An 18,779-nucleotide genomic window follows, 5' to 3' on the forward strand; every position below is an offset into this window, starting at 1 on the left:
ATGTTGCTGCTCGCTTGGTTAGTTCTTCCTTGAACCCCCGGAAAAGCCGATCAAGCTCGGACGTCTTCTCGGACTCAATCATTTTTCGGGCCCTCGGTATGTTGTCTTTTTGACATCGAATCGGATAAGGGTGGGATGCGCCTAACGTTTGAGTTTATCCGCCGCCGAAGGCGGTCGGCTGGAACGAAGGGTGGGGCTTCATACTTATCGGACCTCGAAAGAGACGGAGACCTGCTGGTTTACTTGCGCAGGAGGACATTTGACCGAGCCGAACTGGGGAGAACAATTCGTGGCTCCGGATGGACCAGCGGCGATGGCAAAGATGCGATAGGTGGAGCTGTACGGGAACTGGCTCACGCTGACGACTTCCTGACTCTTGTACTCACGATAAGCGCTGGAGGCTGAGTCGACCGTCAGAATCTCGAACGAAATCTCGTAGGGAGATGTAGAGAATGGCAGAGCGAATTCCTCGACGGGTAAGTTCGAACGAGCTTGTGTCCAAACGGTGCGGCTAGGGTACGAGATAGCCCGCCCGTTGATGCGCAGTACCACGCGCGCGTTTGAACCATCAAGGCCCTCGATTCCGGTGAGCCTAAGCCATCTTTGTGTGGGCTGCGGTGGGGCTGCGGCGATGGTCTGCAGGCGCTTGTACTCACTGGCAGGAACCGCGGTGTAGTCGATTAGCCTCAGCGCACCCTGATAGGTGGCGAGTCCTGCCGTAAACCCCACAAGCAATGCGCCAAGAAAGAAGACTGCGGGATGGTTCTCGACACGCTCGCGCAGCTTCGTCGTGGGCTTCGGCTCCGCAGATGCAGGGGTATTGCTTGGAGGCGTTGCGGTCGTCTCGGTCATGCATCTTCTCCGGACGGCGGACCGTGAGTCATGAGGCCCAACGCTGCAAATCGGCCGCGCGCTCCTTTCGCGCGTCGGCTGGATTTGACTTGTTAGGCGTTTTTGAATAGATAATCTAATTCAGCCTGCGCAACGCTATGAACCTCTATTAGTGTTGTTCCTTTATGTTGAATGGTGCAGATTTTTATTACCCTACCGCCTTCCCATTCTTCCTTGGCGTAAATGCAAGTAGACCTTCTTCGTGCTGAGGGGTTGTATTTATTGTTGCCTTCGAACTGATTGATCTTTCTATCTTTGATAACAGTAATTAAGGCTTGCTCATCATCTTCACCACGATCAAAGACTACAGTCGCGAATTGCTGGCTTGAATGAACTTCAAAGTCAATCTCTTCATATTCGATTTCTTTCAATATTGCCATGTTTATATCCTTGTCCAATCTTCAGGGGTGAGGAATTATATTTGCTGTCTTTCGCACTTAACGTGTTCTGGAGTGCTCGCATCGCCTCGCGTGCTAGACGGCAAGCAGTCTAGTACACAGGGAGCCTACACGCGAGATCTGGATGATGCACAAGGCAGGGTCCTGTCCTCGCCGTGTGGGACTAGGACAGGCTTCCGAGGGTCTCGGGCGTCAGGGCGAGCCGCAGACCTCCGAGGCTATTCGGGTGCTGAGTGCCTGGAGCCTTGTGCCCAGTGCTTGGAGCCTGGAGCCGAGTGCCTAGCCCCTAGCCCCTAGCCCCTAGCCCCTAGCGCCTAGCGCCTAGCGCCTGACCCCCAGAATGCGGCGGGCCAAAGACGACTTGTCGATTAGCTCATGCGAAAGTATGCAGGATGGATGTTCAACTAGCCGCTACTCCGGATCTAGAGGAATCGTTAAGGCGATATCGTTGCCATGACCAATGCGCTGCCAAGCATCTCGAAACTCAGGTCTGTCATATGCATTCGGTTGAAGCCAATACGACACCCGACCATCTTTGTCGCCGCGATGAGCTAATGCCCTTACCTCTTCGGGAAGTAGAATGAATGCACCGGGCTCTTTGGCGACATTGTTGACAACAATCCAAAAATCCCCCATAACTTTCTCAAGGCTGCCCCCAATAGGCACAGGATTTCGTTTCGACAACGCTTTTACTTGGACACCGATAAAACGAGTGCCGTCCTTATTGTAGGCCACCACGTCTATGCCTCGCGCATTTCGAGCGGTGGGCATAACATTCCACCCCAAGCGCGATAGCTTATAGCAAGCGAAGTACAAGCCTATGTTTCCAGTTATCTGCGATTCGAGCTTCATACCCGCTTCTCGACGCGTTGTAGACGAACGCCAGCACGCATGGCTAGGTTGGCTTCTCCGGGCCTTGAAAGCATCTTGCAATATCCTCTTCAAGCTGTAATGCGCTTGACCGTCCCCAAAGAAAACGATCTTTATCGCGGAGAGAAAGACCTTCTGGACCAGCGGCGCTCACGGCATCGCGAAATAGTTCATAGTGCTGCCAAACCTTTTCAAACTTGCTCCAGTTAATCAATCGATGGAAGTCGCCGAGTTGATCGCAAGCTCTTATGTCATAAACGGTGAATGTAGCTGGCCAGAGTACCGTCAAGATGGCTGAGGCCATGGGCAATTGAAAGCCCCAGTCTTCCATCAAAATGCGAAGCCGCTCTCTTGGAAGCTGAGCGCTGAACAACGAACTCGAAAGTGAGCCAACAATGTTGTCGAGGCTGTCTGTCTTCGTTTTCGCAAGGAGCCTTCGTGCTATCAATCCTTTGGCCCGGTTAGCTTTCCAGACAACGATTGCGAAAAAATCGAAAGCAGAAAGATAGCCCTGTCGATGAAACCGATCGTGGACGTCCACGAAAAGATAAGTTTCCAGGTCATAGTACCGGAGGAAGTCAACGGCCATATAAAGTCGGCTGGTCAGTTGTAACGTCACTTTGCCAGATTGCGTCCGCCAGCTCACACACGAGACAGCCCACAATCGAGACCGAGCTTAGCGCACGGATGACCCAAGTCAACACGGTCCGATCACGTTATTTGGTGCCTAAGACCCAAAGTGCTGGGACTCAAGACCGAGAGGGTGCCTGCGCCGCTAGTGGCGTCAAGGCACTAGGTTCTAGGAATCTGGCTCTTTCTGAGCATCGAGCCGAGTCCTGGAGCCTCGCCGCTGGCGCTTCGGTTGAGGAAGGGGTTAGGCCGCATCCGTGTTGACCTTGATGACAAGGCAAGCCTCCGCCAGAACCTCTGGCGATTGCGACCAGCCAGTACGCAGCATGGCAGCGCCGACGAGTGAATATACCTGTGTGCTACACACTACTGCATTGATTAAAGAAGGATTCGGTAGCGCTTGGATGAAGGCTTCCCCTGCAGCCTGCGCATCGGCGACGTGCGTGGACGCCTTACTCTTTCCGGATACGAACGCCTCCCATATAAACAGACCAGACTGAGCGTTCCTGAAAGCCTCCCAGCCCAGATACCCGACTTGGGGTGACTTGAGCGAGGCACGAATAGCGCGCAATACCCACGCAACCTGAACGAGGCCGGTCGTCAGAGCGCCGCACCCAGCGCCTGCGCTCCAGGGACGACTTCCCTCGCCGGGACGTGCGCGGGTCAGTTCAAGCTCACCTTCGGTTAACGGAACGAACAACGGGCACTCGAAGCCAAGCGCTACAGGTCGGTTGCTGTTCAGTGCGGCTGCTACAGAAGCCGCAAGCGTGGACGGCTCCAGTCCTGACTGTCCATCTGATGACCACCAGCCGAAGTTACCGGCAGTGACTGAACCAATATCAGCGCAGGCAGTGAGGAGGAGTTTGGTCATGCGACCTAACGTCATGCTCAGCCGTCGGAAAAAGCAGAGCGAAGCGGCGCTTTTTGTGATCGGCTGGGGCTTCTTGTTGGCTGCATTAACCCCATTGTGATATTTGCTCAATCTTGTCGTATATTTGCCCGAATCTATTGGAGCTATGGTGCCCCCAACCACTTCGCCAATGGCCTAAATCTCTAGGGACCATACTTTCATTTGCGTCAACCAGCCCGGCACGTTTATATACATCCTCGGCAGACTCCCCTTCTTTCGTTCTCAGACCTCCACCAGTAAAGAAAAGAGAGAACCACCAATCGAGGTGTGAGTCGCCCATAGTACGTTTTAGAAAACCAACTGCATCGACTGGTTCCAGTTGCTTTTTGCCCAACGAGTGAAATACGTCAGGTGCGCCTACCCTAAATGCGGCCATTGTGACTGATCCCACTCCGAGACACCAAAGTAACCGGCCTTTATTATCTTCGGATGTCTCAAACATATGACCAAGCGTTCGAAATACTTCCTGTAACTGCCGAGGTGTTAGTCTTAACGCACCGAAAAGTTCCACCAAGTCTTCAAAACGTTCCTTATCAAGGCCCATGAAACAGATCCTTGACCCCTCACGCACCAGATAATATGTAACGTATTCTTCCGCTAACTTCACGTACCCCCTGGTAGATATTGGTGGCAACGTTACTTCTCTATGCACGAATTTTCTGTAATATTCTTCAAAATCCAAATCATTACCAAATGCCGTCTTTGCGGAATTTTCAAGTTGCTGGCGATCAGCGGAAAGTATAAAAATCGCTCCTTTTATGTCGAAAATATGCTTTATTGTTTCTAAATAAGATATGGCGTAGTCCGGTCTACACCTATCTAATTCATCTACAATAAACAAAGCTCTTGGGCTTGAGGAAGCAACTAGTCCACGGATGGCTTCCTTAAGGGATTTCATTGCCGCTCTTCTTCCTTCATAGATGGAAAAAGCATCCATCGGGACTCGTTCGTTTTCAAGACGCTCAACTTTTTTTTTCTCCGCTACCTCCCCTGCTGCGGCAGGGTCTATCCCGATAAATTTGTGTACAAGCTGAGAACCGATTGCGGTTGCAAACCATCCAGAATCTCTCGCTGCTTCTATTAAGTCATCTGGGGCCTCCCCTTTCATCTGAACAGCTTTAGCTAAAGCAGAAACTACAGCAAACAAAGGATCACCGTTGTAATCGCTCTCCCAAGCATTCAACGAAACGACGAGAGGCTTGTCTTCCACCTCTTCTAGATAGGAACTCCACATCTTTAGAAATGTAGATTTCCCAGATCCGAACTTTGAACTCAAAGCAATAACTAAGCCGCCTTCTACAAAATTATGCTCTGTATCTATGAATTTTCCAAGCCGCTGGGAGAAATCGCGCAAATCTAGGAGATCATCTTCAAATGTCGATATGTTCGTAATGATTATGAGGCAACGTGATCTGGGTCATACGCATCGTTTCGCGTGCAAGATCTCATGCAGGGCATGCCAACTCGCGACACCCTCGGCATGATGCAGCAAGGCAAGATTCTGCCATACCGTGTGCGGATAACATAGCACGGGATCCCAAGGGGTTCTGACGTCAGGTCGGAGCGAAGGGTCCCGCCGCCTAGCGCCCGGAGCCTGGAACCTGGGACCCAGCGCCTGGAACCGAGAATTTGACGTCAAATCATGGTCTGGGCGGTGATGAGAGAGTATCCGATGCTGGGGTCGGCGATGAAAGTCACCCAAATTGGGCGCCCGAGGGGGCGTCTGACGTCGCTTCGCCCTATCCGGGTGGCCGGAACGGGACTCTTGGAGCCAAGTGACTTGAGCATCCCCGGAGTGCCGGGGCGGATGCGGGGTGGATTGTGGTGGATTGTACAAGCCACCCTCCCACCCACGCCGCCGGAAGAGACGATATTTTCGAGACTGAAGGAAAAAAGAGTTTTCTGGAAATCTGGGTTAGCAGGGTGGATTCAGAATCCACCCTAATCCACCCTGGGGGTTACCCTCCGGCTGGGCGAAGGGGAAGAAGGTCGAGGAGGATAAGGAGCTACGCGCTGCGGCCTGGGGCATGGAAGCCCTGGAGCAGCACATGAGCCCATGCGCCTCGTGAGGCGCAGGGGTTTTCTTATGTGATTGATGGCGGGAACGAGTCTGGTCCAGTTGGTCCAGCCGGTCCAGGCAAAATCCAAAAAAGTATTTCAGAGAGCGTTCAGTGCTTAGCGCTACTCTACTGAACTCTATAAAAAACTTTTTCAAAAAGAGTGGACTAGGTGGACTAACTGGACCGGCCTTTATTTACAATGGGTTACGATCTATTTTCCGTGGACCAACCAACCCGAAAGTTGGACTGGTCCACCGAAAAGGTGGACCGATCCATCAAAAGGCTAGTGTACTCGCGCTTCCGCCCCCTGCCGGACCTGCTCCTGCCGTGAAAACATGGACCTGGTCCAATCCGGTCCAGCTTTGGGCCATAAGTCCTGGACCAAACTCTCATCGGCCGGGGTCTCATCCTCGTCGCCATCCCAGGGCCAAGGCATCTTCGTCGCACTCTCGAACGCGGCTCGGCACGCGCCGAGAGCCGGAATGGTCAAGACCCGTGGACGGTTTGGATTTACCGATGCGCTTAGGCGTGTCTCGCCGACATCACCCAGTTTCTTCAGCTTCTGGATCAGGCTGGACAAGTTCTCGGAATGTCGCTTGCTGTTCTGGCGGCACCATTGCAGGTACGCGTCATGCAGCGTTTGCTTGGGCAAAAGGACCTGTCCATTGTTCCAGTTTCTGGCGAGGTCCATCGGAAGGTTGTGACTGCCGGCCACCCAGGCTCCATCGACTGCGGGCGAGACTCCGGTCAGTAGGATCTCCCCGGTTTGCAGACAGTGGAGCCACCACTGAGTAACCGATTCGAAACCGCGTACCTTCGCGTCCCGCTTGGTCCGTTGATCAAGGCCCATGTCCGGAAGGACTCTCGGGTTGAAATCGCCGATGTCGAGTTTCAGCAGATAATCGATAAACGCTTCCTGTCCTCCGTTGTCGATGTACTCGGCCAGTCTCTTGAAATAGGCCATGTCGTCCTTGCGGCGCTCGCTTGCGTCCAAGATCAAGAAGCGCCTGTCATCGAAACCAACCGGCGCGACCCAATCGTTGTTGGAAGCCATGATCAGGTGCACACAGCTCGGGACGCGGTATTTCGGGACGTACTTCCGCTCAACCGGCAGCTCCTCATCGGTGATGAGGCTCTTGAGGACGCCCTCCTGGTCCTTGCTGCCGCCCCAGACAGCCTCGTTGGCGAACACCAGGACCGAGGTCCCAAGGTGGTCGTTGAATTTGCCGACGAGATCCTCGGATTTGACCGCGACAGTGGCATGATTACCGAACGCGCGGACAAGGATGTCGATGATGATGTTCTTCCCTGTCCCTTCTCCGGACTTCAGAACGATGACCGTATGGCCGCGCTCCTGCGGTTTCTGGAACATCCGCGCCAGCCAGAACATCACGTATTGATACGCCACCTCGTTATTGCTGCACCAGACCTCCCGAATGTGATCCAGGATCAGCTGACACTCACCCGGTTGCGGCACCAACGCCAACCCCTGGTAGAGGTTGAGCGTTTTAGCGTCGGGTAGAGCCACCTTTCCGGCAACGAGCCCCGCTACCGGCTTGAACACCAACTGGTCATAGGTGCGTCGCAGGGGCGACTTCAGCCATGTGTCGACCAGCGGCTTGTACTCGACATGCTCACTCTCCCCTTTTTTGGTCACGACAGGCAGCGTCTCCGGCTGGTGCTTGAGCTTGATATCGCCGGGCCGGCTGAACTGGGTGGTCATCCGTCCGGTGTTCTCGTCCAACTCCCGATAGACGACGAGCGCCTGACCCATCACCATGACGACCGCGTACCGCTTCCCGAAGTCCTCGACCATGCGCTGCTCCTGCTGCTTGACCAGCGGGCGCAGATCCGGATGCTGGCCGATCTCGCCTTGCCAGCCGGCTTCTCGTGCCATGTGGAACAGGGTTCCGAGTGTCACCCCGCCGCCTTGGGCGAAGGTGTCCCAGCGATAGCGACACTCTCCGTTGCGATAGTCACGACCTTTCTCGCTCCAGGTATCCCAGATCTCAAATGCCTCAGCTCCGGAGCCCGTGCTGTGCAGGGCCATGCCGACTTTGAGCCATTCCCCGTACGGCATGTCCGGGCTCAGCGCGGCGAGTGCCGATGCAATTTCAGCCGGGTTCAAGAGCGGCGTTCCCGGCGCCGGTAGCGTCCCCAGATTCGTCTCGGTCCTGCGTTCGGCGGGCGGGAGATGCCTCTTGATCTCCGACCACGCACTCGGCGGTGCCCCCGATGTGGCAACGACCTTGACGAGGTGCGGACGGGCGCGGTCCTTCATATGGTAGAAGCCCGGTAGGCGGAGCACACGACTGACGTCTTTGGCGTTCGGGTCCGAACCGTAGTCATCGACGAGACGCTGTTGTACAGCATCGAACTCATCGAGCGGTGCCTCGTCCACCAGAATGTAACGGTGGTACTTGCCTGGACTCGACTCCACGGTGATATGAGGCTCGACTGGAAGCGCCGGTTCATCGCCGTGGTCCGCTTCCTGCCAAAGTGTACGAACGCGGATGATATTGTCCTTCTTGCGACCCTTGAGGTCAGTCTCGTTGACGGTGACGAAGATGCCTGCGCCCCGCAGGTTACTCCGGGCGAGCGTCTCCCAGTGCTCGTCCAGCGTGCCATGGAGAACGCTCGCCATCGCCGGATCGCGGCGTTTCTTATCATCGTCGAAGATCTGGAACGTGAAGGCTTCCGCATCTTCATCCAGCGTGGTCAGAAACGATTCGGCCTCATTCCTGTTCGGCTCCGCGTGGGTATCCCGTTGTTGATCGTGATCGTGGAAATTGGATTCTTTGTGCTCGGTATCTAAGGAGGTTGACGAGCGGGCGCTCATCGTCCCACCTTCCTGATCGTGGTATAATTGGCTGTGAACATTTGCTTTTCTCCTGGTCGCCTCCCCGGCGACCTCATTTTGTTGGGTTTCCCCTTTCATTGTGTCGATTGTGCTCATCAGTCCACCTTCAAACCGGAGATGAGCGGATAGCGGATTACTCCCCAGTCCGGATCCTTGTGGACGCAAACGGGGGTGTCTCCGTATGCCTCGATCTCGCGAGGATACGGTGGACGTATGCGCTCTCTGACTCTCGGGTTCTGTTTGAACCAGAGCCGGTCTTGCAACTCGACTTCATCGGTGATGACTTTGGGTTGGCGTCTCCTGGGCATCACACGCCCTCCCGACAAACCAACCCTGCCGCTCGCTGTTTTGCGAGCCAGGCTTGTTCATCTTCGACGAGAATGCGCGTCGAGCCACCGACCTTGATGGCCGGCGGCATGCGACCGACTTTCGTGTTGCGGTAATAGGTGGCGCGGTTGATGCAGTACTTCGTACAGAAGTCTGCGATGGTTAGCGCGGATTGTTGTTGGGTCATTTGACACCTTCGATAAAAGTTTCGACGGTGCCTTGTCAGGGCATACAGTGCAGTGGCCAAACTGCGTGAGGTGCTTCGGCCGCTAGCGAACGGTCCGGAGGATAGATCAGCCTCTTGCGGACTCCCCGAGTGATCAAGCTCGGATCAATGTCCCATATGCATGAAAGCGATTTGACGAAACTGGAGAGCTGGAGAGCTGGAGAGCTGGAGAGCTGGAGAGCTGGAGAGCTGGAGAGCTGGAGAGCTGGAGAGCTGGAGAGCTGGAGAGCTGGAGAGCTGGAGAGCTGGAGAGCTGGAGAGCTGGAGAGCTGGAGAGCTGGAGAGCTGGAGAGCTGGAGAGCTGGAGAGCTGGAGAGCTGGAGAGCTGGAGAGCTGGAGAGCTGGAGGTGTGAGGAGCTACGATGCTGGGGACTCTGGGGAGGGGGTTGCCCTCGTTCTCGGTTCGTCGTTACCCGGAACCCTGCTGCTGGAAGAGAGGCTTCGGCGCAGGCTGCGAAGCATTGAGGTATCATACCATAAAACAGGGGGCATGCAATAGCTTTCAACAGGTTGTCGCCCATCTCGAAGGTGGCTTATCCGCGGATTCCGGGCGTCCCTGGTCATGCGGATTCCCAAGAAACAAGCCCCTGGAGGCGTTGTAGACACCTCCAGGGGCACGGGGCCTTTACTTGAGCGGGCCGTTGGCGTTGGGAAACTGACTCTCGAAATCCGCCATATTGTCCAACCCATCCATGATGTCTAAGGCCAGCCTGCGAATCGCGCGATTTCCGCCCCTCGAAAGCTGTTCCAGACGCTTTCTCGCGGCCTTATCATCCGGATTCTCGACGACAAGTCTTGCCTGCTCCCAGGGATAGAAGGGTTGAGCAACTTCATCGAGCGCTAAACGTGTGGGAACGCCATTAGCAGAGCACCACTCCTTAATGCTTGTGCAGGTAATTTCCTGCACCCCGAGTAGCGCCGTCAGTGCCGTGGCATCAGGATCTTCACCGGGGAGTTTCGGTTCGGGATCACCCTTCTTGGTTTTGCCCTTTGACAATGTTTCCGCAGCCCGCTCCAGCATCCGCACCTCATCAAGAGTGGCATTCGTGAGGTCAGCTTGTGTCTCAACTAGGCTCCGCTCAATAAACTCTTTCGTGTCCTTCAACAAGAACTCGCCGACGGACGTTTCGTTCTTGCGATAGTCAATGGTTCCCCCGAAACTCCCTGCCATCGCCCGTGTAGCCTGAAGCACCGCCGATACATCGCTTGTTCGCGGAATCGACACGGTCACGTCCATATAGTCCGCACTTTCGGACTTCGCTTGTCGTCCTCCAACCGTCTTGGTCTGGCCTGATACCAGCGCCTTAGCCTGGCTCAACGTGGTGTCGGGTGAAATATCTCCGCTGTCGATTGCCTCCCGAACATGCGAATCGTCCAGCCTGGACAGATAATAAAGCGTGTTCAGTGCCTTCGGTAAGCTGTTCCAGCAGGCGCGATCACTGAGAACGCGATGCTCGGAAATCCTGACGAAATTGCCGGCTTGACTGGAGCTGAACGGGAGCTGACGCACGAGTTGCTCGTAGGTCGTTCCCAGCTCATCCTTGGCCCGTTTGAGGAGCTTTCCAACCTCGATGATGTCCTGAATCGTCTTATGCCAGGCCCCCTCGATTTGAGATACCCACTCGGCAACATCGGCTCCTGCGCGTCCGCTGGTCGAAACATCGGACGTCGCAGAGACCGGCGCGGTTGCCTCTGGGGTAATCTCGGCCAGCCGATTTGACGTCAAATCGCTCGTTTCGAGACCGTCGCCGGAGCGAGAATCCGTCTTTCCCGCAAGGCTAAGGTTCGGCGACTTGCGATGCGACTGGGTTTCCTCCTCGTGCAGATCATCGGGCGTTTCGTGAGAGAGCAAAGTAGGTGCGGTTGCCATCGGTAGAGGTCTCGCTTGTGCCAGGCGCCCTGTGCGCTTGGCTTCGGCGTTGATCTTGGTGTGGCGAATTATGCGAAAAAAGACTAAGCACTGACTGCCGAGATGGCGTGAAAAACCATAAAAACCAGTCTCTTATGAATCCGCGGTCAGTTGGGGCGATTCTTGATTTAGCTGCGGTCCGACAGAAATATGTTTTATATCTAGGGGTTAGATGTCCCACATCCGGCGATTTCTTTTCGCCAGACTATTTTCTGCCCGGCTTCATATTTTTCACGATCGTGCCGACGCTGCGTACCCGCCCAATCTTGTGGGGATCATCGTCGAAGCGCTTCCGCTCCAATTTATGTATCTGCTCGGATATCCAGGAATCTGTTTGTTCGGGATTTTCTTTCTTCAGCTTTACGTAATCATCTTGCCATCGCCGATACCGTTTGTGCGTGGTCGATTTCTGGTGTTCGCGCGGGGTTTTCCCTGGCGTCGTCTTTTTTGCGCGAGCTGGCTTGCCCGAATCTATACACTCGTCGATCAAACCGTTGAGCTCGGAGCTGTCGGGCCGCTGCCACCAAAGCGTCCTGGGTCGGGCTTGCGCCGCTTCGCGACCGAAGGTGTCGACGTCGAACTGAGTAACCGCATCGACAAGCTCGTCGGTGAAGACAATCATCCAAGTCGGGAGTCGTTTCAGTTGCGCCTCAGCCGTTTCGTCGGTCGCGCCCCCACCCGCGAACGACGCCAGCATCGTCTGGAAATACTCCGTAGCAACCAGCCTGTTCAAAGGTTCCAGAGCTTTCGGATCATCCTGGGCCCCTCGCGCTGTTGGTGATTTGTCATACACGTTCAGGTAGGCTCGACGGGTTTCCGGTCCTCGGGCGAGCATGGTCAAGAAGATCTCGAAAGGCATTCGGGTGACAAGCCAGGCAAAGCGAAGTGGCACAGGTTGGCCTGGCCGCCCCAAAGCCTCTACGGTGAAAGTGGGCGGAAACTTGAACATAGCTCGGGCGCGGCAGATAGGTCCGTTCGTTGGTGCAGACCGTAGTATGCACGATCAGCGGAACGGCGTTGAGGCTGGCAAGGCCCTAAACCGGGATCGGTGAAACCGAGTGTCGAGAGCGGAAATGCAGTCTCGGATCGTCGCGGCCAATCGCAGCGAGGATGGCGGGTTGTATGGCGGGTAGAAAGAAAAAACGCGCTCCAAGGCGCGTCATTGCTGGGTTTGTGGCGGAGAGGGAGTCCGCTAAAACGACGATCAAAGATATCCTCAAGGGTCCTGAAGTAAACTTAAAAACAATAGCTTGATGAGTTTTACGTGCCGCAAGATCCGAAAGCGTCTACCATAAGCACAGACCATTTTGTGGGTACGTTTGTGGGTATGACTTGGGAGATCGGCTCATGGCACGCAACATCCATCGTCTGACGGATCGACAGGTGAAGAACGCCACTCAGCCGATCGGCGACGGCGGCAATCTGTGGCTCTACCCGGAAGGCCAGGCCCGCCTGTGGGTCTTTCGCTACAGCAGCGCCGGCAAGCAGCGCGAGATGGGGCTGGGCGGATATCCCGCCGTCACGCTGGCGGAAGCGCGCCAAAGGGCTGCAGAAGCGCGAGAGCTTCGCCGCCAAGGTATCGACCCGCTCGAGCACCGCGCGCAAGCGCTCGCCCCCGAAACCGCACCCGAGGTTGTTCCGACGTTCACCCAAGCCGCCGCGGCCTTCATCCGGCTGAACCGGCATGGCTGGAACAATCGCAAACACGCACGACAGTGGACGGCCACGCTCAAGACCTACGCCCGCCCGATCCTCGGCAACAGACCCGTCGACAAGGTGACCACCGAGCACATTCTGACGGTGCTCAAACCCATCTGGACCACGAAGACCGAGACCGCCAAACGCGTCCAAGGGCGAATCGAGAACATCCTCGACTTTGCCGCTGCCCGGCAGTGGCGCGATCCGGCGAATCCGGCGCGCTGGCGCGGCCATCTCGACAAATTGCTGCCGAAACCGACCAAGGTCAAAACCGTCCGGCAGCAGCCCGCTCTACCCTATCAGGACGTCGCTGCGTTTTTGGTGCAATTGCGCAGATTGACCAGCGTCTCGGCACGCGCGCTCGAGATCCTGATCTTGACCGCATGCCGCACCGGGGAAGTCTTGGGTGCACAATGGACCGAGATCGACCTCGCGGCCCGCGTGTGGACGATACCGGCCGTGCGCATGAAGGGAAATCGCGAGCACCGCGTCCCGTTGAGCGACGCCGCGATGGCCGTCATCGAGACCCTTCCGCGCATTGTCAATCACCCCTACGTGTTTCCCGGCGCCAAGCACGGTCGACCGCTCTCCAATATGGCCCTGCTGCAGGTCATGCGCGGTCTGGGTTACGGCGTCGGCGGCACGCGGGGCGACGCGGTCCCGCATGGATTCCGCTCGTCGTTTCGAGACTGGGCCGGTGAAGTCAGCAGCTTCCCGAACCACGTCTGCGAGATGGCCCTGGCCCATGTGATCGGCAACAAGGCTGAAAAAGCCTATCGACGCGGCGATCTGTTCGACAAGCGCCGCGCCATGATGCAGCAATGGGCGGACTGGTGTGCCGGGAGCGGCGTCACCGATGCCGAGCCGGAGACCTGCGCGGTCGGCGCACCTGAACGGTCGCGCACTTCCGTGTCGACTGCGTCTTCGATTCGGTGCATCGGCACCGTTGCTGCCAATGACGGGATGGGCCCATGACCGAAATCCCCGTTCAGCCGACACCCGCCGACGACCTCGACACCCCGTGGAAGGACGCCGTCGAGCATCGCTTCCCACCGCCGCGCATGTGCTGACCTGCCAAACCCGCGGCGACGCCGAGCAACGCTATGCGGCAAAATGGCGGCTTGCGCGACTCCTCTACGAACGCAATTGGGATCGCCAACGCATCATCGATCTGTTCGCCGTCATCGACTGGATGATGACCCTGCCCGTCGCTTTGGAAGCGAAGCTGTGGCAGAACCTCACGACTCTGGAGAGAAACAAGACCATGCCCTACGTGACATCCGTCGAACGACTCGGCTACACGCGCGGTCATTCGGAAGGCCGTGAAGAAGGCCGGCGCGCCGAGGCAGAGACCCTAGTGCGCAAGCTCCTGCAGCGCCGCCTCGGTGCCTTGCCCGGACAGATCGACGCGCGTGTCACCGCGTTGTCGCTGGAACGTCTGGAGGCGCTCGGCGAGGCGCTCCTAGACTTCACCTCCGTGGATGACCTCGACGCCTGGCTCGGACAGCACTGATCCGGCGGTGCGCGACCCGCGACCGACGCCGGTCCGAATGCCCGCCGATCTCGGATGACGGGATCGACCGACGATCCGGCGACCGGCGGCCCCTGTCGTTCCGATCCGACACGGACTCCGAACAGGCCCGACGATCCGCAGGCCGCGGGGCCGTCGCCCGGAGGGGAGCATCGCTCGGCGCGCCCGATGGTGCGCCTGATGCGGCTCCTGGCGACAGGGCTGAATCAGGATCCGAGCGGCGAGAATGCCGTCGCGGTGCGGCTGTTTCGCACGCTCGATGCGACGCTCGATCTGCTCAAGGCCGGTCCATTGCGACGCCGGCTCGTCCGCCGTTCGGGTCAAACCCGCTGGCCGCTCGCGCCGGGGGACTATCGTATCGGCGACCCCGCGGGCGCCGTCGCCGTCTGCACCCTGTCCAGCCGCGAGTTGATCCGGCCGTTGGCCGCACTGCCAGGTGTGGCGATCGCCGGACGCTTGATGACGGTCAATTTGGGGATCGAGCGGATGGTGACGAATATCGCGGGCAACCCCGCGATTCGCGTCCTGGTCCTGTGCGGAGCCGACTCACCGGTCTTTCACACCGCCCAAGGGGTCCGAGCACTCCTGGAGAACGGCGTCGGGCCCGATCGGCGCATCATCGCCGCCCGCGGGCACCTGCCGGTGCTCGGCAATCTCCCCGTGGAGCGGATCGAGCGTTTTCGTCGTCAGGTGGTCCTGGTCGATGCGACCGGCGTCACCGACATCGCGGCGCTTGTTCGGTCGGTTGCGGATGCGGTCGTACGCGCGGCGGCGCTCCCGCCGCTCGCGGCCGCGAGCGAATCCGATGGCGAGCGCGCCGAACCGGCCTTCAAGCGCATCTCCTCGGGCGGTCATCGCGAACCGATCGGATACGACCCCAAGGGGTTTTTCCTCATCACGCTCGATCGCCCGGCCGGGGAGATCCTCTGTCGACACTACCTGAAGGACAACACCCCGGCGCATGAGATTCGCTCTCGCTCGGGCGAGCGCATCCTGCTGGGGCTGCTGCGTGCGGAGCTGGTCTCGCAGCTCGGCCATGCCGGCTATCTCGGCGCCGAGCTCGCCAAGGCCGAGACGGCTCTGCGGCTCGGCCTGGACTACGAGCAGGACCGACGGCTGATCGCACCGAGCGATGGCGCGCCGACGACCGATCACCGCCATCCGCGGCGGCGGGATCCTCGATAGCCAACTGAACCTCGAGTCATCGTCGCTCCCGAGAGCCGGCGCCGGCCGCACTCACGTCGCGGCCCACCGCAAGGGTTCCCCATCCGATGCGCTCCGGAGCGGCGATGGGCCGAGTTCGATCGAGCGACGCCGGCCGTCGATGTCGAGGACGTCCTTCTCGCGCACGCCGACGATGCGGCCCTCGCCGAGCACCCGATGCCGGATCCGATCGTTGACCGCCCACCTCGGCGAGTCCTCCCCTCCCCTCCCCTCCCCGTTCGACGCCGTGGGTTGCGCCTTCGGCACGACATAGCGTGCGGATGCCGACCGCCTCCGAATACCGATTCAGTAAGCCGCTCGCTTCGGCAGGCGCATCGGGGAGCTCCTTGCCGCGGGGTCGGTTCCGGAGAGGCGTTTCGACACTGCGTCGCCGAGTGACATCACGGCCCGGAATCGCGCGTCGAAGACAGACCGGCGGGCCGGCATGCGCGAGATCCGGGCGCCTCACGACGCGTGGCCTACCAGTGCCGCATCGCAGCGCTCGTCGGGCGTGATGACTTTGGCGCGGTGGGAAGGCCACGTCAGGCTGGGGTCGTTCCTCTTTCACCGGTGTCGGATCCCCGAACCGGGGGCATCACGCCTCCGGAGGTAGAGGCGTCATGCCCTCCCGACCAGGGGCGTCACGCCTCCGAAAGTAGGGGTGTCATACCCTTGGAGGTAGGGGCACCATGCCTCCGGACTAGGGGCGTCATGCCCGCGGACTAGGGGCGTCACGCCTCGGGAAATAGGGGCGTCATGCCCCCCGAACCGTCATATGAACCGTCATTGAACCGTCAGTGAATCGACGTCGTCGCGCGTGACCCCCGCGTGTCGAATGACAAATCGAAACGCAGACCCGATCCGGTGCGCCCGATTACGCCCGCCGGGGACCCGGCGTACGGGTCCTGACCCGGACCGCCACGTAGGGCATCGCAGGGCAGGGTCGCGGCACAGGCCAAGGCCCGGGTCGGCGAGTTCGTCGCCGACTGGACCAACAACCGTAAGCGTCGAGACGCCACCGTCATCCAGCGCCACCAAACGCTTCGTCACGAGGACAAGATCGCGATTCGGTCCGTCAGCATCCGCCACCTGCACAACGAACACGCCACCCTCCCCGGATCCACTGCACACACGATCTCGCCGGGACAGTCCGGACCCGGGCATTCTTCGACCGGCCGGCATTCCGCCCTGCCCTGCCCGGCGCTTAACCCCCTCGAGCACAGGTTATCCACAAGACCGACCACAGGGATTGTGAACAAAAAGCCCGTCGGGAACAGGATGGCCTCCCCGCTGCGCCGTCTGCGCAGCGGCCGACAGACCTGCGAGTAAAGCCGCATTTTCGAGCGCTTAGCGCCATCGCCGTCACGCCCGTCGGCCGGCACTCTGTCCGCACCTTCACCGACCGGGCAGCGGCATGCGACAGAACCTCGATTCACCCTTCGACGAGACGCCCGAGCGTCTGGCCCGGCACCTCGTCGCCTCGCTGGCCGCCCTCGGGTTGGCGGCGGCGTCGCTCGCGAACCCCGGCCTGGCCGAGCCGTTGCCGAGCGCGTCGATTGCCCGGATGGCCCAGCTGCCGTCCGGCGGTCTGCAGGCGGTGGAGACCACCGACGGGGAGTTGCTGTTCTTCTCCGAGAACGGACGCTACGTGCTGCGCGGCAGTGCCGTGGATCTCTGGCACGGGGCCAAGCTTACCGCGTTCGATCAGACCCAACGCCTCGCCGGGCGCATCGATCTGGCGCGACTGAAGCTCGACGTGGCCGATCTGGGGGCGATCGACGTCGGCGAAGGCCCCGAGGTGGTCGTGTTCATCGATCCCTTCTGCCCCCATTGCACCGCACTCTACGCCGATCTGGCGCCGCTGCGCGCGACCTATCGCTTCCGGCTGGTCCCGCTTCCGGTGCTGGGCGAGCCCTCGCAGCGCGCCGTGCTCGCGCTGGCGTGTCTGGCCGGAACCGATCCCGAACAGGCGCGCGAGGCGCTGCTCGGCGGGCTGACGGCGGACCTCCCGGAGCCCGCGGCGGGCTGCGGCGAGGTCGTTGCGCAACGCACCCTGATCGCGGCCCAAATCCTCGGGATTCGCGGCACGCCCTTCCTGATCGCACCGGACGGGCGCCTGCGTCAGGGTCGCCCGGACGACCTCGATGCCTGGCTCGCAGCCAGCGAGGAGCATGCCGAATGATCCACGCCACACCCCTTCTGCTGTGCGCGGCCCTGCTCGGCGGCTGCGCTTCGGGCAACCCCGAATACGCCTGCCCCGGCTATCCGGGCAAACCGCTCTGTCTGCCGCCGAGTGCCGTCTACAGCCTCAGCGACGGTGTCGGACCGCCGCCCGCGTCCATCGCGCGCCCGCTCCCGATGGAGACCGACAGCGGGTTTGCCGCCGGGTCCGGTTGGGCTTGGACCACCCGACTTCGCGATTAGGAGACCGCCATGACTTCACGCCTCACGCTGCCGCTCATGCTCTCGGCGCTCGCCGCCCTGAGCGGATGTGCCACCCGAGCACCCGTCCCGGAACCGACGGCGGCCCAAGACCAACGCCCCGCCGAGTATCAACCCAAACGCGCCGCCGCCTCGGCGATGCAGGCCTGGATCGCCCCCTGGGAGGATGCGACCGGCGATCTGTATCCGCCTTCCACGGTGTACATCGAGGTGCTGCGCGAGCACTGGCACTACGACGGCGCGGCGCACGGGCGCTTGACCGTGCTGCGCCCGTTGCAGGTGCAGCCGCGATCGGCCGCGCCGAGCGATGCCGCGCGTCCGGTCATGCTCCCGGATACGCTCGCGACGGATCCGGCACACGCACCGGTGCACCTGCCGCGGGAGCAAAAGCGCGGCGCCTGAACACCGTGGTCCGGCGCAGGCCGGGCGATCGGCCCACTCGAACCCGCGTGCGACGCGTGGTCCTCAACCTTTCGGAGAAGATGCTCATGTTGTCCCCGCCCCCGTTGTCCGGCCGCGACCGCCGGACCCTCCTGTTCGCGGGTATCGCCGCGACGCTCGTTGTCGTGGCGATCTCCGCGACCGCCACGGCCGGCACCACCGGCACCGAGTTCTCGGCCCTCTACACCCTGCTCACCGGCTGGATGACCGGTTTTCTGGGTCGTGTCGTGGCCGTGATTTTCATCATCATCGGCGTCATCGCCGGTGCCGCACGCCAGTCGATCATGGGCTTCGTCCTGGGCATCGCCGCCGGTGTGGGCATGTTCCTGGCCCCGGCGATCGTCGACGGCGTCGTCACCGCCACCCTGCCCGTCCTCTGATCG

18 protein-coding genes are annotated in these 18,779 nt (G+C 59.5%); 8 read left to right on the forward strand and 10 right to left on the reverse strand.

The window, feature by feature from the left end:
- Window positions 1-204: 204 nt before the first annotated feature.
- From BDD21_RS22510 to BDD21_RS22550, 8 genes are all read right to left on the reverse strand, one after another.
- Entirely contained in the window at window positions 205-852 is a 648-nt protein-coding gene (locus tag BDD21_RS22510; RefSeq protein WP_120799071.1) for a hypothetical protein, read from the reverse strand.
- Window positions 853-944: 92 nt separating this feature from the next.
- The gene (locus tag BDD21_RS22515) at window positions 945-1,271 is read right to left on the reverse strand and encodes a short-chain dehydrogenase (RefSeq protein WP_120799072.1); all 327 of its coding nucleotides are present in this window, start codon (window positions 1,269-1,271) and stop codon (window positions 945-947) included.
- 429 nt (window positions 1,272-1,700) lie between these two features.
- Window positions 1,701-2,141, reverse strand: coding sequence for a hypothetical protein (locus tag BDD21_RS22520; protein ID WP_120799073.1), 441 nt, complete (start codon window positions 2,139-2,141; stop codon window positions 1,701-1,703).
- A 43-nt stretch (window positions 2,142-2,184) separates the two neighbouring features.
- Window positions 2,185-2,748 (reverse strand): hypothetical protein, encoded by a 564-nt coding sequence (locus BDD21_RS22525; RefSeq protein WP_211335132.1) that lies wholly within the window; start codon window positions 2,746-2,748, stop codon window positions 2,185-2,187.
- A 285-nt stretch (window positions 2,749-3,033) separates the two neighbouring features.
- The gene (locus tag BDD21_RS27600; RefSeq protein ID WP_147431195.1) at window positions 3,034-3,771 is read right to left on the reverse strand and encodes a hypothetical protein; all 738 of its coding nucleotides are present in this window, start codon (window positions 3,769-3,771) and stop codon (window positions 3,034-3,036) included.
- Window positions 3,746-5,053 (reverse strand): KAP family P-loop NTPase fold protein, encoded by a 1,308-nt coding sequence (locus BDD21_RS22535; protein ID WP_170164864.1) that lies wholly within the window; start codon window positions 5,051-5,053, stop codon window positions 3,746-3,748. Before BDD21_RS22535 ends, BDD21_RS27600 begins: the two co-directional genes overlap by 26 nt.
- A 989-nt stretch (window positions 5,054-6,042) precedes the next feature.
- On the reverse strand, window positions 6,043-8,715 hold the full coding sequence (locus BDD21_RS22540) for a PriCT-2 domain-containing protein (RefSeq protein WP_120799076.1): 2,673 nt from the start codon (window positions 8,713-8,715) through the stop codon (window positions 6,043-6,045).
- 211 nt (window positions 8,716-8,926) lie between these two features.
- Window positions 8,927-9,133 carry a helix-turn-helix transcriptional regulator gene (locus BDD21_RS22550; protein ID WP_120799078.1) on the reverse strand — a complete coding sequence of 69 codons (207 nt, stop codon included), beginning with the start codon at window positions 9,131-9,133 and terminating at the stop codon, window positions 8,927-8,929.
- Between the two features lie 129 nt (window positions 9,134-9,262).
- On the opposite strand from BDD21_RS22550, the gene BDD21_RS22555 reads away from it, so the two are divergent.
- Window positions 9,263-9,637 (forward strand): hypothetical protein, encoded by a 375-nt coding sequence (locus BDD21_RS22555; RefSeq protein WP_147431196.1) that lies wholly within the window; start codon window positions 9,263-9,265, stop codon window positions 9,635-9,637.
- Window positions 9,638-9,797: 160 nt separating this feature from the next.
- Here the strand turns inward: BDD21_RS22555 and BDD21_RS22560 are convergent, their stop codons facing one another.
- Together BDD21_RS22560 and BDD21_RS22565 are read right to left on the reverse strand one after the other, a co-directional pair.
- The gene (locus BDD21_RS22560) at window positions 9,798-11,042 is read right to left on the reverse strand and encodes a hypothetical protein (protein WP_120799080.1); all 1,245 of its coding nucleotides are present in this window, start codon (window positions 11,040-11,042) and stop codon (window positions 9,798-9,800) included.
- A 244-nt stretch (window positions 11,043-11,286) separates the two neighbouring features.
- Window positions 11,287-11,922 carry a hypothetical protein gene (locus tag BDD21_RS22565; RefSeq protein WP_147431197.1) on the reverse strand — a complete coding sequence of 212 codons (636 nt, stop codon included), beginning with the start codon at window positions 11,920-11,922 and terminating at the stop codon, window positions 11,287-11,289.
- 506 nt (window positions 11,923-12,428) lie between these two features.
- On the opposite strand from BDD21_RS22565, the gene BDD21_RS22570 reads away from it, so the two are divergent.
- The 7 genes from BDD21_RS22570 to traA all read left to right on the forward strand — a co-directional run bounded on the left by BDD21_RS22570 (window position 12,429) and on the right by traA (window position 18,776).
- Window positions 12,429-13,754 carry a tyrosine-type recombinase/integrase gene (locus BDD21_RS22570; protein ID WP_245969752.1) on the forward strand — a complete coding sequence of 442 codons (1,326 nt, stop codon included), beginning with the start codon at window positions 12,429-12,431 and terminating at the stop codon, window positions 13,752-13,754.
- Window positions 13,755-13,842: 88 nt separating this feature from the next.
- Window positions 13,843-14,292, forward strand: a complete 450-nt coding sequence (locus BDD21_RS22575; RefSeq protein WP_211335133.1) for a DUF4351 domain-containing protein — start codon at window positions 13,843-13,845, stop codon at window positions 14,290-14,292.
- A 54-nt stretch (window positions 14,293-14,346) separates the two neighbouring features.
- On the forward strand, window positions 14,347-15,495 hold the full coding sequence (locus BDD21_RS22580; protein WP_120799083.1) for a DUF4346 domain-containing protein: 1,149 nt from the start codon (window positions 14,347-14,349) through the stop codon (window positions 15,493-15,495).
- 1,432 nt (window positions 15,496-16,927) lie between these two features.
- The gene (locus tag BDD21_RS22585) at window positions 16,928-17,695 is read left to right on the forward strand and encodes a DsbC family protein (RefSeq protein ID WP_120799084.1); all 768 of its coding nucleotides are present in this window, start codon (window positions 16,928-16,930) and stop codon (window positions 17,693-17,695) included.
- Window positions 17,692-17,937, forward strand: a complete 246-nt coding sequence (locus BDD21_RS22590; protein WP_120799085.1) for a conjugal transfer protein TraV — start codon at window positions 17,692-17,694, stop codon at window positions 17,935-17,937. Before BDD21_RS22585 ends, BDD21_RS22590 begins: the two co-directional genes overlap by 4 nt.
- A gap of 9 nt (window positions 17,938-17,946) precedes the next feature.
- Window positions 17,947-18,357: a TraV family lipoprotein gene (locus BDD21_RS22595; RefSeq protein ID WP_120799086.1), complete on the forward strand. Its 411-nt coding sequence runs from the start codon at window positions 17,947-17,949 to the stop codon at window positions 18,355-18,357.
- 86 nt (window positions 18,358-18,443) lie between these two features.
- A complete protein-coding gene (gene traA, locus BDD21_RS22600) occupies window positions 18,444-18,776 on the forward strand; it encodes a TraA family conjugative transfer protein (protein ID WP_120800076.1) in 333 nt (110 codons plus the stop codon).
- Window positions 18,777-18,779: the final 3 nt, after the last annotated feature.

The sequence above is a fragment of the Thiocapsa rosea genome, assembly GCF_003634315.1.
Classification (GTDB): domain Bacteria; phylum Pseudomonadota; class Gammaproteobacteria; order Chromatiales; family Chromatiaceae; genus Thiocapsa; species Thiocapsa rosea.

Coding starts and splice junctions, on each gene's coding strand:
- traA (WP_120800076.1), top strand. CDS start 18,444: ATGTTGTCCCCGCCCCCGTTGTCCGGCCGCGACCGCCGGACCCTCCTG.
- BDD21_RS22515 (WP_120799072.1), bottom strand. CDS start 1,271: ATGGCAATATTGAAAGAAATCGAATATGAAGAGATTGACTTTGAAGTT.
- BDD21_RS22550 (WP_120799078.1), bottom strand. CDS start 9,133: ATGACCCAACAACAATCCGCGCTAACCATCGCAGACTTCTGTACGAAG.
- BDD21_RS22520 (WP_120799073.1), bottom strand. CDS start 2,141: ATGAAGCTCGAATCGCAGATAACTGGAAACATAGGCTTGTACTTCGCT.
- BDD21_RS22525 (WP_211335132.1), bottom strand. CDS start 2,748: ATGGCCGTTGACTTCCTCCGGTACTATGACCTGGAAACTTATCTTTTC.
- BDD21_RS22560 (WP_120799080.1), bottom strand. CDS start 11,042: ATGGCAACCGCACCTACTTTGCTCTCTCACGAAACGCCCGATGATCTG.
- BDD21_RS22540 (WP_120799076.1), bottom strand. CDS start 8,715: ATGAGCACAATCGACACAATGAAAGGGGAAACCCAACAAAATGAGGTC.
- BDD21_RS22590 (WP_120799085.1), top strand. CDS start 17,692: ATGATCCACGCCACACCCCTTCTGCTGTGCGCGGCCCTGCTCGGCGGC.
- BDD21_RS22510 (WP_120799071.1), bottom strand. CDS start 852: ATGACCGAGACGACCGCAACGCCTCCAAGCAATACCCCTGCATCTGCG.
- BDD21_RS22580 (WP_120799083.1), top strand. CDS start 14,347: ATGACGGGATCGACCGACGATCCGGCGACCGGCGGCCCCTGTCGTTCC.
- BDD21_RS22595 (WP_120799086.1), top strand. CDS start 17,947: ATGACTTCACGCCTCACGCTGCCGCTCATGCTCTCGGCGCTCGCCGCC.
- BDD21_RS22585 (WP_120799084.1), top strand. CDS start 16,928: ATGCGACAGAACCTCGATTCACCCTTCGACGAGACGCCCGAGCGTCTG.
- BDD21_RS22570 (WP_245969752.1), top strand. CDS start 12,429: ATGGCACGCAACATCCATCGTCTGACGGATCGACAGGTGAAGAACGCC.